The organism is Actinosynnema sp. NPDC050801 (assembly GCF_040673975.1).
Classification (GTDB): Bacteria; Actinomycetota; Actinomycetes; order Mycobacteriales; family Pseudonocardiaceae; genus Actinosynnema.
In genome coordinates, this window is record NZ_JBFAQZ010000012.1 from 209,666 (window position 1) to 223,348 (window position 13,683).

At 69.7% G+C, this 13,683-nt stretch carries 15 protein-coding genes; 11 read left to right on the plus strand and 4 right to left on the minus strand.

Going from position 1 to position 13,683, the window contains the following annotated elements; translation table 11 throughout:
- Window positions 1-23 precede the first annotated feature (23 nt).
- From AB0K14_RS26115 to AB0K14_RS26125, 3 genes are all read left to right on the plus strand, one after another.
- On the plus strand, window positions 24-470 hold the full coding sequence (locus tag AB0K14_RS26115) for a hypothetical protein (RefSeq protein WP_360459333.1): 447 nt from the start codon (window positions 24-26) through the stop codon (window positions 468-470).
- Window positions 443-970, plus strand: coding sequence for a hypothetical protein (locus AB0K14_RS26120; RefSeq protein WP_360459334.1), 528 nt, complete (start codon window positions 443-445; stop codon window positions 968-970). The genes AB0K14_RS26115 and AB0K14_RS26120 overlap by 28 nt, the downstream gene beginning before the upstream one ends.
- Window positions 971-1,110: 140 nt before the next feature.
- Window positions 1,111-1,827 (plus strand): hypothetical protein, encoded by a 717-nt coding sequence (locus AB0K14_RS26125; protein ID WP_360459336.1) that lies wholly within the window; start codon window positions 1,111-1,113, stop codon window positions 1,825-1,827.
- A 410-nt stretch (window positions 1,828-2,237) separates the two neighbouring features.
- On the opposite strand, the gene AB0K14_RS26130 is transcribed toward AB0K14_RS26125, so the two are convergent.
- On the minus strand, window positions 2,238-3,041 hold the full coding sequence (locus AB0K14_RS26130; protein ID WP_360459338.1) for a hypothetical protein: 804 nt from the start codon (window positions 3,039-3,041) through the stop codon (window positions 2,238-2,240).
- A gap of 165 nt (window positions 3,042-3,206) precedes the next feature.
- Here AB0K14_RS26130 and AB0K14_RS26135 point away from each other — a divergent pair, with 165 nt between their 5' ends.
- Window positions 3,207-3,884: a hypothetical protein gene (locus tag AB0K14_RS26135; RefSeq protein WP_360459340.1), complete on the plus strand. Its 678-nt coding sequence runs from the start codon at window positions 3,207-3,209 to the stop codon at window positions 3,882-3,884.
- A 106-nt stretch (window positions 3,885-3,990) separates the two neighbouring features.
- Window positions 3,991-4,434: a GNAT family N-acetyltransferase gene (locus AB0K14_RS26140; RefSeq protein ID WP_360459341.1), complete on the plus strand. Its 444-nt coding sequence runs from the start codon at window positions 3,991-3,993 to the stop codon at window positions 4,432-4,434.
- A gap of 56 nt (window positions 4,435-4,490) precedes the next feature.
- Here AB0K14_RS26140 and AB0K14_RS26145 read toward each other — a convergent pair whose 3' ends face one another.
- Window positions 4,491-5,000: a hypothetical protein gene (locus tag AB0K14_RS26145; RefSeq protein WP_360459343.1), complete on the minus strand. Its 510-nt coding sequence runs from the start codon at window positions 4,998-5,000 to the stop codon at window positions 4,491-4,493.
- A gap of 463 nt (window positions 5,001-5,463) precedes the next feature.
- Between AB0K14_RS26145 and AB0K14_RS26150 the strand changes: the two genes are divergently transcribed.
- The 4 genes from AB0K14_RS26150 (at window position 5,464) to AB0K14_RS26165 (ending at window position 7,695) form a co-directional block, all read left to right on the plus strand.
- On the plus strand, window positions 5,464-5,937 hold the full coding sequence (locus tag AB0K14_RS26150; protein ID WP_360459345.1) for a cupin domain-containing protein: 474 nt from the start codon (window positions 5,464-5,466) through the stop codon (window positions 5,935-5,937).
- A 291-nt stretch (window positions 5,938-6,228) separates the two neighbouring features.
- On the plus strand, window positions 6,229-6,564 hold the full coding sequence (locus tag AB0K14_RS26155; protein WP_360459347.1) for a PadR family transcriptional regulator: 336 nt from the start codon (window positions 6,229-6,231) through the stop codon (window positions 6,562-6,564).
- Complete coding sequence (locus AB0K14_RS26160) at window positions 6,561-7,484, plus strand: hypothetical protein (RefSeq protein ID WP_360459349.1); 924 nt, start codon at window positions 6,561-6,563, stop codon at window positions 7,482-7,484. The genes AB0K14_RS26155 and AB0K14_RS26160 overlap by 4 nt, the downstream gene beginning before the upstream one ends.
- A 52-nt stretch (window positions 7,485-7,536) precedes the next feature.
- Window positions 7,537-7,695 (plus strand): hypothetical protein, encoded by a 159-nt coding sequence (locus AB0K14_RS26165; protein WP_360459351.1) that lies wholly within the window; start codon window positions 7,537-7,539, stop codon window positions 7,693-7,695.
- A 224-nt stretch (window positions 7,696-7,919) separates the two neighbouring features.
- On the opposite strand, the gene AB0K14_RS26170 is transcribed toward AB0K14_RS26165, so the two are convergent.
- Window positions 7,920-8,474 (minus strand): helix-turn-helix domain-containing protein, encoded by a 555-nt coding sequence (locus AB0K14_RS26170; RefSeq protein WP_360459353.1) that lies wholly within the window; start codon window positions 8,472-8,474, stop codon window positions 7,920-7,922.
- A 112-nt stretch (window positions 8,475-8,586) separates the two neighbouring features.
- Between AB0K14_RS26170 and AB0K14_RS26175 the strand changes: the two genes are divergently transcribed.
- Window positions 8,587-10,020: an MFS transporter gene (locus tag AB0K14_RS26175; protein ID WP_360459355.1), complete on the plus strand. Its 1,434-nt coding sequence runs from the start codon at window positions 8,587-8,589 to the stop codon at window positions 10,018-10,020.
- Between the two features lie 299 nt (window positions 10,021-10,319).
- Here the strand turns inward: AB0K14_RS26175 and AB0K14_RS26180 are convergent, their stop codons facing one another.
- Window positions 10,320-11,561, minus strand: coding sequence for a cytochrome P450 (locus tag AB0K14_RS26180; protein ID WP_360462930.1), 1,242 nt, complete (start codon window positions 11,559-11,561; stop codon window positions 10,320-10,322).
- Between the two features lie 739 nt (window positions 11,562-12,300).
- Here AB0K14_RS26180 and AB0K14_RS26185 point away from each other — a divergent pair.
- Window positions 12,301-13,644 (plus strand): cytochrome P450, encoded by a 1,344-nt coding sequence (locus AB0K14_RS26185; protein ID WP_360462933.1) that lies wholly within the window; start codon window positions 12,301-12,303, stop codon window positions 13,642-13,644.
- Window positions 13,645-13,683: the final 39 nt, after the last annotated feature.

Consider the following 13,683-nt stretch of genomic DNA (forward strand, 5'->3'; position numbering starts at 1 on the left):
CCGTCCGCGCTAGCCTGTCGACCGTGACGACCCCCGCACACGGACCCGTGACGGCGTTCGACGACACCGTGGACGTGGAGTACTCGCGGTTCTGCCTCCAGGACATGGTGCGCATGGACGGCGCGTTGTCGCTGCGGCCACCGGAGGACGACGACTGGCTGATCGTCGGCGGCCCGGGCGGGGTGTTGTTCCGCAGCGCCGGCAGCGACCACAACCCGCCCATCCGGCTGGAGTTGTGGGCCGTCCGCCCGGAACCCCCGGAAACCCGGTGGCGGGAGTCCGCCGAAGCGGTGTTCACCTCCGCGGGGACGGAGCTGCGGCTCTGGTCGGTGACGGCCGCGCTGGGGGAGAGGACCCTCGTCCTGCCCGGGCCCGGCGACTACCACGTGGAAGCCTTCGTGCGCGGTGAGGCGGACCCCGACGAGGAACCGGAGGACGAGGAGTGGCTCGTGCGCATCTGGCCGGCGTGACCGCCCTGCTGCTCGCGCTCGCCGGGTGCGCGGAGGAGCCGGCCGAACCGGAGGTCCTGCGGTCGGGCGGGTTCAGCTGCGTCGCCGCCGGCGACACCGGCACCCGGCACTGCACGCGCATCGCCGAGGACATCACCCGCCGGGCCGCGCTCGACGAGGCCGGCCGCCGCCGGGCCGAGGAGCTCGCCACCGTCGTCCAGCGCACCGCGTCGCTGCTCGGCAGCTGCCCGGTGGTCGAGGCGAAGTGCGCGACACCCGCGCCGCGCCCGCCCAACGCCGACGACGTCGACGCCCTCACCCGCGCGCTGACCGCCCAGGGCCTCACGACCACCGCGCGGATCGCCGCGGCCGACGATCCCGCGCCGACCGGATCGCTGCTGTACGCGGTGGACGTCGAGGCGGGGGCCTGCGTGGTCGGCCACCTCACCGCGATCCCGGGCGGCGGCGCGGGGCACTACGTCGCCGGACACCTCCCGGAGGGTGGCTGCCTCGCCCCCTGACCCACCGCCGCTTGCACGTCGGGCGCGAACGGGGTGCCGGCCGGTTCGGATCAGCCGGAGGTGATGATCTCGGGAGCGGAGTCGTGAAACCGAACGTCCGACCAGGAGGCCGGGACGCCACGCGTGCCTACTATGGCGTCGTGACGCGGCACGTGCTCGACGATCCTGGTGCGTTGAGTGAGCGGGCGCGGCGCTTCCTGGTGCCGCACGCCCGTCCGCAGGCGCCGACGGCATGGGATGACGCCTGGTACGTCTGCACGGATGGCGACGATCGCCAGGTGCCGGGGCCGGACGGCGGGTTGGACCGGTTGCAGCGGTTCTTCGCCCGCTTCGGCGGGCTCACCTTTGCCACCGAGCGGCCTCGGGTGGGTGCCCGATACCGGTTCGATCCCTCGGGTACGTCCGGCTGGACGCAGGTCGAGTCCGGTGACTGGGTGGCAGAGGTCGGCGACGAGGAAGCGTGGCCGCTGATGCTGAGCTGGTCGACGGGGCGCATCGGTCTTGACGTGCTGCACCCGGAGGCTTGGATCGCCGACTCGGCGGAGGGTCTGATCGAGTCGGCGGCACTCGGGCAGGAGATCCACCTGGACGGGTCGTGGCGGGAAGCGGTACCGGTGAGCGGCAGGGGCCCCGGCTGGGGGTTGGACGTCGGGGTCGACCGTTTCACCGGCATCGTCGCGGAGGTTCGGGCGGCATCCAGCGAGTGGAACCGCTGGTTCGTGGACGACCACATGGCCGTGCACTCCTGGCGCCAGACATACGACGAGGAACGCAGCCAAGTGGTGATGGCCTGGTACCGAAGCGCGGAAGGGCTGCGCCGGATCGAGGCGATCGTCGGCCCGCTGGCCACGGACTGACCTGCGGGGAGCGCAGCCGCAGAGTCGGAAGCTCCTGTCGAACGTCGTCCCCTTGAAGTGGCCGACCTTGGCGAACATCGCCTGCGCCTGGATCGGGCTGCGGCCCTGACACGTGCACGGTCGGGAGACGTTTGCCAATTCGATTGGGCACTTGGTGCGGTGACGAGTTCATCAGGATGAAGCGGCTGTCAACGACCTGTTACGCACCCGTGTCCGATCGGGTGGGAGCTTGATCCTGCGGTGCAGTGAGCCGGAACCGCGTTGAACAAGGGTGGCCGGTACGACGGCGTGCGTCAATGGGGACTGGTCGCCGGCGACGCGGGCTGAGCTCCGCGGTTCTGCGGGAGAACGCCGGCCGGGGCTGTCGCAGGATCCAGGACCGTCGTGCATTCCTCATCCGCGGATCCGGGTCAGAAGCCGCCGCTGTCGCTGTCGTACGCGTCGCGGATGCGCTGCTGGTGCAGTTCGTACTCGGTCTTGTAGCTGCTGCTGACCCGCAGCAGCGCCCGCCGGTCCGAACCCAGCAGGCCGGTCGCCGGGTGCCGCGGCAACCCGGCGCAGTGCTCCCGGAACAGCTCCGGCGGGTCGGGGAAGGCGCGACTGACGAGCCAGCTCAGCAGGGCGGTGAACAGCACCCCGAGCAGCAGCGTCAAGCCCAGCCCACCGGCGATCCCGCCCGGCGGACGGCGCCCGCCGGAGAACAGCAGCAGGGCCGCGTAGAAGAAACCGAGCAGCCACGTGACGATCAGGGCGGCCGTCGCCGCGCGGTCCGGCACGGGACGCATCCACCGGGCGTGCCGGGCATTCTGCTCCCGCACGAACGCCTCGCACCGCTCGCGCAGCTCGGGGTCGCGCCGCACCTCCGACAGGGCGACCGGCCGGCCGGCGCGGGCCACGGCGCCCAGCCACGCGGCCGGAACCGGGTGGGCGGGCACGTGCCTCGGGTCCCGGCCGCGCTCCGTCACCGTCATCATGCCCTCGGCGTCGATGGTGACCAGGTCGTCGAGCAGGAGGGTCGCGACGGCGTCGTCGTCCATCGCGCCGCTGTATTTGGACCGCACGGTGAGCGCGTGAAACGGGTCGATCTCCAGCCCGGGCAGCGCCGCGCGCACCTCACGCTCCGCCGGTTTCGGTCGCCTGCTCAGCACGGCCAGCACCACGTACAGCAACGCCGCGACCACCGTCACCACACCCGCCAGCACCAGGATCGACACCCGTCAATGATGCCGGCACCACTCACCCGGAAGGTCAGTTACTGCCGACGTACCTACGGGCCACCAGCGCATGACCGTTCGAAGACCTGGGCAACGGCGTCCCTGTCGGCTGGCATGCGCGGTGACGTCGTGCGGAAGGGCAGGTGGGGTGGGAGAGTGCGCGGGGTGGTGGACAGATCGGTCGTGGCGTGGATGCTCGCGGCCTTCGTGGTCGCGTTCGTCGTCACGCGGTTGGTGACGCGGATGATCCGGGCTGGGCGCGGGCCGTTCCGGGATATCAGCGCGGGCGGGGTACACGTGCACCACCAGGTGTTCGGCATCTTCCTGGTTCTGGTGACCGGGGCGGTCGCACTGGTGTTCCGCCCGGCGGACGGTTGGGCCGACGCGACCGCGGTCGCGTTCGGCGTCGGGGCGGCTCTGACGCTGGACGAGTTCGCGCTGTGGCTGCGGCTGGACGACGTGTACTGGGGTCCGGAGGGACGACGATCGGTGGACGCCGTGCTGGTCGCGGTGGTCATCGGGCTGCTGTTGCTCGCCGGGTTCTCGCCCTTCGACGACGATCCCGACGACGGCAGCCTCGCTGCGGTGCTGCTGGTGGCGGCGAACCTGGTGTTCGCCGTGGTCGCGATCCTGAAAGGACGGACTCTGCTGGGCATCCTCGGTCTGTTCGTGCCGCTTCTGGCGCTGTTCGCCACGTGCCGCGTGGCCAGGCCGGGATCGCCGTGGGCCCGCCGCTGGTACCGGCCGGGCTCGCGGCGGTTGATCAAGGCGCAGCACCGGTTTCCGTCGGGTCGCCGCAACCGTTGGGATCCACTGGTCGACTTGTTCACCGGGTCGCGATAGAGCGGGGATGTAATGATGCGCAGGGTGAATCGTCGGCGTTAGGTCGGCCTCGACACCGCTGTCGATGAGATGGCGGGTGGCCATGTCGAGCTGACAACATGGTTCCATGGGTGCAGTGGATCTTGGCGGGTTGGCCGTGCGCCGCGCGGGTGAGTCGGATGTGGAGACGCTGGTCGGGATCGACTCCGTTGCGGCCGGGGGTGACGGTCCGCGGCGGGCGAGCATCCGGCGGTGGTGCGGGGAGGGCCTGGTAGCTGTGGCCGAGGGTGCGTCCGGACCGGTGGGCTACTGCGTGGTGGAGTACACCTTCTTCGACCAGGGCTTTGTCACGATGCTGATGGTGGCGCCCGTCGCCCGTGGCCGAGGTGTCGGTGCGCGTCTGCTTGAGTCCGCCGAGAGTTCCCGCACGGCTCCGAAGCTGTTCACCTCGACCAATGTGTCCAACCAGCCGATGCAGCGACTGCTCCAGCGCGCGGGGTGGAACCCGGTCGGCCTGCTCCACGGCCTGGACGAGGGTGACCCCGAGTTGTTCTACCTGTGCCCGCGGTAAGGGACACCTGCGGCACCCGGTCAGCGGCGCGCTCGGCCGGTAGGAGGTCCGTGTGCTCAGGAGGTCGGCTGACGCACTCGTTCGATGAGGGCGGTGGTGATGGTGTCGGCGGTGATCCAGCCGTCCTGACCTGCCGCGTCGGGTGGGAGGTCGATGGTGAGGAGGGGTTGGTGTCCGGTGAGGTCGATGTGGTCGGTCGTGGGGTAGGCGCGTAGGTGTGGGGTGCCGGGGCGGATGGGTACGACGGCGTGGGTGTTGTCGATGGTGATGTGGAGTCCGAGGACCTGTTCGTCGCCTTCGGCGGCGGGGTCGACGTGTACGTGTCCCACCTCGGCCTGCACACCTTGTCGGGTGAGGAGTGCGGCGACGGCGCGGGCGAGTGTGTCGCTGACGGCGATGAACCGTGCCCGACGGGTGATCTCGGTGAGCCGTTGGCTGTGGGTGACGGTGACGGGTCGGCCGTTCTCGTCGTGGGCGATCACCGGTGCCGGGCTCAGGCGTAGGAACGTCTCGTGTGCTTCCCGGTCCAGCCGGTCGGGATCGACGGTCGGTGTCTTCGACTCCACGAGGTACTCCGTCCACATATGCCGAGCGATGCTCACAAACGATACGTCGTGGCCACCGCCCCTGCGGAAGCCGGCCAGGCCGTGGACGACCGGGTGCACTGTCGCAGTTCGAGGAAGAATCGTTCTGACCTCCGATGGCCGGCCGCGGCGGCCGGGGCAGGTCGGTGACGAGCCGGAGACAGGGCGGCACTCTGTGTACCCGGCCCGCCTTGACCTGTGCCCGCGCTAGCCGTGAGCCGACATCCGGGGTGGCGAGCGGCTGTCGGAGAAACGCGGGGGAGCAGACAGGCCGCCAGGGCGCTTCTCACGCCCCCACGGGCACAGTTGATGATCTACTCCGACGACATCCACATTGGTCACCCAGGGGGAATTGCAGGTGGAAATCCCGCGCCCCACCCCTGGCCCGCGTGCCCTTTCGGGAGGACAGTGGAGCTATCAGCGTCCTCTGTGGAGGGAGCATCGAATGGCTAAGACAGTCGTACGCGAGCAGGGTGAGGGTGACGCCTACTGGGTGCTGGGCGGGCTTTACGAGGTCAGGGTCGCCGGTGACGAGACCAACGGCGAAATGACGATCATGGAGATGACGGTTCCGGCCGGCATGGGCCCACCGCCGCACACCCACCCGGGGGCCGAGGCTTTCCGCGTTCTTGAAGGAAGGGTGCGCGCATACATCAACGACGAGACCGTAGAGGGGGGACCGGGAGCCTTCTTCTACTTCCCGGCAGGCACGCTGGAGACCTACGAGCCCGTGACGGACACCGTGCGGATCCTGACCACCTACCTGCCGGGCGGTATGGACCGGTTCTTCGCCGAGATCGGCGAACCTGCGCAGAGGAGGGAAATCCCACCACCGCCGGACTCCCCGCCGGACCTGGAACGGCTCGCGGCGGTCGGCGAACGCTACGGCATGCAGTTCCAGCTCCCACCCCAGCGCTGAGGACCAACCGCCGGCGACGCACTCGGTCTGACCCAAGCCGTAGGGCTGACCGGCTTCTGGGTCGCTCTCCGGCCGTAGATGACCGCCACGACGAACACGCCGTCTTCCGCACGCCGAATGTCACGAGCGTGCTCACGGGCATGGAGCGGGAGTAGCCGGCGCAGCACCGCGTACCGGGCGGCCGGACGAGCATCCTGGCGCATCCAGGGGTTCACCCACGATGTGCTGAACGTGAGGCTAAGTCGGGTTCGCCAGTTGCGCATAGGTCGATCATCGGTATATACCGTTACCGTGACGGACGCGCTGAGAGAACCGACCTTCCTGATCCTCACGGCGTTGGCCGCCCGGCCTCAGCACGGCTACGGCATCCTGCGCGACGTCGAGGAGATCTCCGGCGGTCGTGTCCTGCTGCGGGCGGGCACCCTCTACACCGCGCTGGACCGGTTGTCGTCCGACGGGTGGGTGGTGATCGACCGGGAAGAGGTCGTGGACGGCAGGCTTCGTCGCTACTACCGCCTGGCCGACCAGGGGGCGGCCAGGCTCGCGGCAGAGGTGGAACGGCTGCGGGCGAATACCCGTGTGGCGGAACAACGGCTCCGCGCACGGCCAATCGGAGGAACGGCGTGAGCGAACGCGAACAGCGGTACCGGCGACTTCTTGCCCTCTACCCGCGGGACCACCGCACACAGCACGGCGAGGAGATGCTCGACGTGCTGATGGCCTCCGGCGGTGACGGGGGACGCCCGGGCTGGAAGGACACCACGGACCTGCTGTGGGGCGCGTTCCGGTTGCACCTGCGCCGTGCGGTGGGGGCCGACGGCGGCATCGACCCACGTGGCGTGCTGGCGATCGTGAGTCTGCTCGGCCCGATCTCGATCCTGGCCGGCGCCACGTCGAGCGTGCACGAGGTCGCGTGGTGGGTACGGGCAGGCGCTTTGCGGGAGATGTCCCTGTGGACACATGCCCCGGACACGCCGGTGTGGTTCGTCTGGCTCGCGGTCGCCGTGCTCGCCGTGTTCGGACGACGGTGGGCGGCCGCGATCGGCGCGTGGATCGGCACGATCGGCCTCGTGCTGGTCGCCACGGTGTCGCAACGCAGCTGGTTGTGGGCCTACGCGGAGGCCGGGTGGGTGCTGTTGGGTGCGGTGACCGCCGTCGCGTTGACCTTGTCCCCCGGACCGGCGCGGGGACGCGAGCTGGCGGGCAGGGCACCGGTCCTCGTGATGGCGGCGACGGTCGTGATGGCCGCGGCGATCGGGGTCCTGGGTCACCGGGAGCCGCTCGCCGACGCGGCGCGATTGGTCGTACTGGTCGTCGGTGCGGCGGTGGCCACCGGGATCGGGGCACGCGTAGGCCGCCGGGCCGCGCTGGTGCTCCTGGTGCCGGTCATGACGGTGGCGATCGAGGCGGTGGTGGTGCCGCTCGCGTTCCGGCCGAACGGCACGGTCACGGCGTTGATCTTCTACGGCGTGCCGCTGGTGGTCCTGCTGACGCTGGGAGGGTGGCCGCGCGGCGTCCGGCGCGAGCCGGACCAGCCGGTCACGTAGTGCGGCCCGCGCCGACACCGGTCATCGGTCGGCACACCCACCCGCCATCACCGTGACGGACGCGATCCTGCGGGCCTACGCCGCATCGCCCGACATCGAGGACCACCGGCCACGACCCGACAGCCCCGGCTGCTGCGTCGTGGCCGGTGGTCGGGTCGCCGCCGGTCGGGACGGGGGTGCCGTGGAGCAGGTGGTCGTCGAGCAGCCGTAGGTAGACCTGTGCGGTCATGGTGCGGTCGGCGAGGGTGGCGGCGGCCTGCTCCAGTGCCGAGGGCAGGCGGCCCAGCGCGGCGGCGATCGCGTCCGCGCACGGTCCCCTGGCAGTGCCGCCGGCGTCCTGCTCCCCAGCACCGGTACTGCACAGGTCCGGCACGGGACTGGATCGCTCCTCCGTCTGGCGAGGGCAGTCCGGTTGGGTGTTGGTGGCGCTGCGGCCTACGTCGCCGCCAGCGTGATCCCGCGGTCCCGGAGACCCGGTGAGGTGGCGGCCGCGCTGTCGAGTGCGGCCGCGCAGGCGGCGTCCATCCGTGCCGCGACGGTAGGACCGCTCGGCGCCGGTCGCCGGCGGGCCTGCGGTCCGAGGTGGGACTCCCGGAGTTCGTCCATGAAGGCCTCCCACATCGGCGGGCCGCCCGCGGCAAGCAACTCGGCACGGGCGGCGTGGACCTCGGTCACCGCGAGGTGTCGGGTTCCCCAGATGTTGAGCTGGACGAAGACGGGCAGCAGCTCGATCGCCTGCTCGGTCAGGTTGTAGGTGACCTTCTGCTTGTGCGAGGGGTCGTCGGCCTTGGTGAGCAGCCCGTGTTCGACGAGCGCGGCGAGCCGGTCGGCGAGGACGTTCGAGGAGATCCGCTCGGGGCTGGCGAGCAGTTCGCGGAAGTGCCGGGCTCCGGCGAAGATCACGTCGCGGAGGACCAGCAGGGTCCAACGGTCGCCGAAGATCTCCAGCGACAAGCTGATCGGGCAGTTCGACCGCATGTCCTTCCGCACCGCACCCACCTCCGGGCAAGTTGCCTACTCGTACCATTGTGCCCTAGTGTGCAACTGGTTGCGAAAGGAGAGCAGTCTGGCCTCGGGGGTGGTGTCGCGCCAACCTCCCGAGGTGTCGCGCGAGGAGGTGCTCGCTGCCTGCAAGGAGCCCCTTGCGTGGGAGAAGGAACCGACCCGACACCGTGACGACGTCAACGCGCCCGATGGGCGGGAACACGACGGACTACTCCATTCACATCGCTGCGGGATTTCGCGACAGGCCTTGGCCGGACCTGTTCGTGGAGAGGTCCCTGCGCAACAACGAGAAACACGCAGACACCCACAAAGGGCGGTTCACATGAGTACCCAGCAAGCGGTATCGAGTCGGAGTACAACCCTCGTCTTGGTCACGCTGTTCTTCGGCGTGTTCGTCATGGGCTGTGCGGAACTGCTCGTGGTCGGTGTGCTGGACCTGATCGCGGCTGACCTCCGCGTCTCCGTCTCCGCGGCCGGCGCGCTGGTGACCGCTTTCGCACTGGGCATCGCGATCGGCGGCCCGTTGCTGACGATGCTGACGGTGAAGATGAACCGGCGAACGGTGCTGATCGTGGCGCTCGTCGTGTTCGTCCTGGCCAACCTGGTCCTGGTGACGGGCTCCGATTACGTGGTGTTCCTCGTGGTGCGCTTCATTGCCGGCGCGGTCGAGGGCCTGTTCATCGGTGTCGCGTTCGTGACGGGCATGTCGATCGTCCCGCCGGAGCGCGTGGGCAGGGCGATCGCCATCATCATCTCCGGTGTCACGGTGTCGGCCGCGGTGGGCGTGCCCCTGGGCACGCTGGCCAGCCAGGGGTTCGGCTGGCGAGGCTCGTTCACCGGGATCATCGTGCTCTGCGTGGTCGCGCTGATCGCGACGTTGCTGGTGGTCCCCTCCGTGGCCGGGACCGGTCGCGGCGGCGGAGGCCAGGCCAAGTACGCCTTCGCTCCCCGTGTGCTCGGGATGCTGACCGTGAACATCGCGGTGTTCGCGTCGCTGTACACGGCCCTGACCTACATCGTGCCGTTCCTGCAGAACGTCACGGGCGTCACCGGTGCAGTGGTCAGCGCGTTCCTGTTCGCCTACGGCCTGGCCACCGCGGTGGGCTCCTTCGGCGGCGGTCGCTTCGCCGACAAGAACGCCACGGGCACCTTGATCGTCGGGACCATCGGCACCGCGATCGCCCTGCTGGCGCTCTACTTCGTCGGCTCCACGCCGGCCCTCGTGGCGGTCGTGATGCTGGCGTGGGGGGTGCTCGCCATGAGCATGACCCCGGCGCTGCAGCTCCGCGTGGTGACCCTGGCCGGCCCCGGCGGCGCGTTGGCGTCCTCGCTGCCCGCCTCCGCGGTCAACGTGGGCATCGCGGTCGGTTCGGCCGCCGGCGGGGTGGCGATCAGCGATTTCGGTCCCTCGGCGCCGGTGCTGACCGCAGCGATCATCGCCGGGATCGCCATCGTGCTCGCCTGGGCCACCAGCTACCTCAAGCCGCCGGTGATCGCTGAGCCGGCGGAACCGGCTGCCCGACCGTCCTGACGGAACACCGGCATCCAGGCCCGCGTGGTGCGGGCGGGACCCCCACCCGCCCGCACCACGCCACCGATCGAGCGTTCCGAATGGACGGGCTCCGCGCACGACCTGGTCGGTGTCGGGAGCTGCCGCCGGCAGCGGAGGCCGAACCGGACGTGTCGACAGCTGATGCGTCAGCCGGAGGCGCCGAGGCGCCGCTCGGTCGAGGTGCCCAGGAGTCGGGTGCCCCGGCGGACGTGGTCGTCCACCGGGGCACCCGCTCAGCGGAGATGGCCTGGATCTCCGCTGAGCGCGCCGACAGGTCGTTACTCGCCCGGGGTCAGCACCGCGGGCAACGCCGCGTGGCCGTTGGAGATGAACGACCCCAACGGGCGCAGTTCCTCGGCCGGCACCGCAAGCCGCAGCTGCGGGAACCGGGTGAACAGGGCGGGCAGGCCGACCGCGGCTTCCAGGCGAGCCAACGGGGCACCCAGGCAGTGGTGCACGCCGTGACCGAACGCCATGTGGTCGCGGCGCGTGGGCCGGGTCGGGTCGAACTCCGCGGCGGTCTCGCCGTGCACCTTCCTGTCCCGTCCACCCGCGCCGAAGGCGATGACGATCGGGTCGCCCTTCGGGATGAACGCGTCACCGAGGTCGATGTCCTCCACGGCGTAGCGCAGCGGCAAGTTCGTGATCGGAGCTTCCAAGCGCAGCGACTCCTCGATCACGTCCTCCCACGCCACCGTGCCGTCCATCGCGGCGGCGCGCTGCTCGGGATGGGTCAGCAGCAGGGTGATGGTGTGGTCGAACAGGTTGACCGTCGTCTCGTGGCCCGCGGTGAACATCAGCATGATGGTGGCGACCAGTTCCTCCTCGTTCAAGTAGCCGAAGTCCTCGCCGTGCGCCTGGATCAGGCCGGTGGTCACGTCATCGCCGGGCCGGGTGCGCTTGATCGCGACCAGCTCGTGCAGCAGCCGGTCCACCTCCATCGCGTTGGCCATGACCTGCTCCGGCGATGCCGAGGTGTCCATGACCTCGTGCACCGCGGTGAGCAGCGGACTGCGGATCTCGTCCGGAACGCCCAGCAGCCCGGAGATCATCTGCACCGGCAGCGGGTAGGCGAACCGCTCACGCAGGTCGACCACCTCGCCCGCGGGCACCTTCTCCAGTCCTGCCAACAGCTCGGCGGTGCTCTCTTCGATGCGCGCGCGCATCGCCTGCGTGCGGCGGGCGGTGAACGCCTTGGCCACCAGCTTGCGCAGCCGGGTGTGCTCCGCGCCGTACGCGCTGATCATGTTGCGCTTGGCGACCCACATCCCCAGCGACCACGTCTTGGCCAGCTCACTCTCTCCGCCGCCCCACGCGGGCCAGTGCCGGTAGGTGTCACGTGACACCCGCGGATCGGTGAGCAACTGCTTGATGAGCGCGTGGTCGGTGACCCACCACGCGATCACTTCGCCGGGCAGCTCCACCCGCACCGCGCGCCCCAAGGCCCGCAGGCGCTCGGACTCGCCGTGGATGTCGCGCCCGGCCGTGTCGATGACCGGGTAGGTCGCTTGGCTCGTCATGCTGACTCGCTCCCGTCCTGCTCGCTGAGGATCTGACTGTCGGCGCGGAAGCCCCGCGCCGACACCCGACGCGCCTTCCGGATCACCTCGTGCGGCCGGTAGTTCGCCGATTCGTCCGGCCGGTTTCCGTTTACCGGAACCATCTCCACCCTTCGTGGGCCCGAGAGAACTGAAATAACACGGGTTCTCCTCGCCTGGGAACCGGTTCCACCGCGAAAATCCTAGCCACCCAATGAGGTTCGGTCGAGTGACGACCACACCACAAGTACGGCTCCGCACCAGAAAGGCAATACCGGAGAAAGCATCGATCCGGACGTGCGCCGCGTCGGACCCCGCGTTCATCTTCGTAGTTAAGGCAAACGAGTGACAGCGGTCGGCGAGCGGATTCCGACCTGTTGTTCGTCCCTTCCCGTCAGTTAGGATTCTTGGCTGTGGGCATGGGGGATCATGTGGGACACGAGCCGGCATGAGGACGTTTTGGTTACACCGTCGGAAATCCGGATACACTCCCGGAACACGCCGGTGGGAAACCGGAGCCAACCCGACGCACCACCCGACCCGTGGCAAGCCGGAGGGACGAGCCCCTGCCTGCTCGCCGGCACTCCCGTAGCCGGCGAACTGTTTCCCGAACCGGAAGTTCGAAGGGCGGCTGAGCCGTCCTGACACAGATCTCCCGTCACTGCGGCGATCAGGACCGGCGTGGCGGGCGGAACAACCCTTGAACTGGGGAGGTCCCACGATGGCGACTGCCACAGCACCCAGGGCGCCAGGTTGGCTGCCGCTGCTGGGTCACACGGTTCCACTGCTGTTACAGCGGACCAGGTTCACCTCATCACTGCACCGGTACGGTGACATCGTCGAGGTCCACATCGGGTCGCAGCCCGGTTACGTGTTGACCGACAAGAAGCTGGTGCACGAGGTCCTGGTCAGCAACGCGCGCAACTACGAGCGGGGCCGGGTCTTCGACAAGCTGCGGCCGTTCATGGGCAACGGGCTCGTCACCTCGACCGGTCAGCGGCACCGCCGGCAGCGGCGGTTGATGCAGCCGGCGTTCCACCGGCGCGAGATCACCGGGTACGTCACGAGCATGGAGCAGGCCGCCACCGAGATGGTGGCCTCGTGGCGTGCCGGGGAATCACGGCCCATCGACGACGACATGCAGGTCGTCGCGGGTACCGTGGTCGCCAGGGCCCTGTTCTCCGACAGCCTGGACACACCGGGGCTGCACGAGTTCCTGCGCTGCAACAGGATCCTCGTCGCCGGGAGCACCGTGCGGGCGATGTCGCCCGCGGTGCTCGGCACGCTGCCCCTGCCGGTCAACCGTCGTTTCAACCGGGCCGTCGAGCACGTCCGGCGGACCGTGCGCGAGGTCGTCACCGATCGTCGCGCCCACCTCGACGGGCACTCCGACCTGTTGGCGATGCTGCTGGCCGCTCGTGACGAGGACACGGGCCAGGGCATGACCGACGAGGAGATCCACGACGAGATGATCACACTGTTCGTGGCGGGGGTCGAGACGGCTTCCCGCGTGCTGGCCTGGGCCTTCCACGAGATCGGTCGGCGACCTGACATCGAGTCGCAACTGCTGGCCGAGGTCGACGAGGTTCTGCAGGGCCGGCCGGTCGGGGTCGAGGACCTCCCGAGGCTGACCTACACCCGTCGGGTGATCAACGAAGTTCTCCGCTTCTACGGGCCGTGGTTGTTGATGCGGCGTCCGATCACCGACGTGGAACTCGGCGGCGTCCCGATGCCGGCGGGCACCGAGCTCATCGTCAGCCCGCATGCGCTGCACCACGACCCCCGGAGCTTCCCCGACCCCGGCCGGTTCGACCCGGACCGCTGGTTGCCCGAGCGCGTCGCCGAGATGCCACGCGAGGCGTTCATCCCGTTCGCCGCCGGCGTGCACCAGTGCATCGGCAGCAACTTCGCGATCACCGAGATCACCGTGGTGATCGCCACCGTGCTGGCCCGGGTGCGCCTCGAACCGGTGCCCGGCAAACCGGTGAAGGAGCTGGTGACCAACGTGCCGGTACCCAGCCAGCTGCCGATGACGGTCGTCCCTCGCACCCCTGGGAAGAGCTGACCACGAGGTCGTGTGCGGTCTGACCGATCCGAGCGTCCG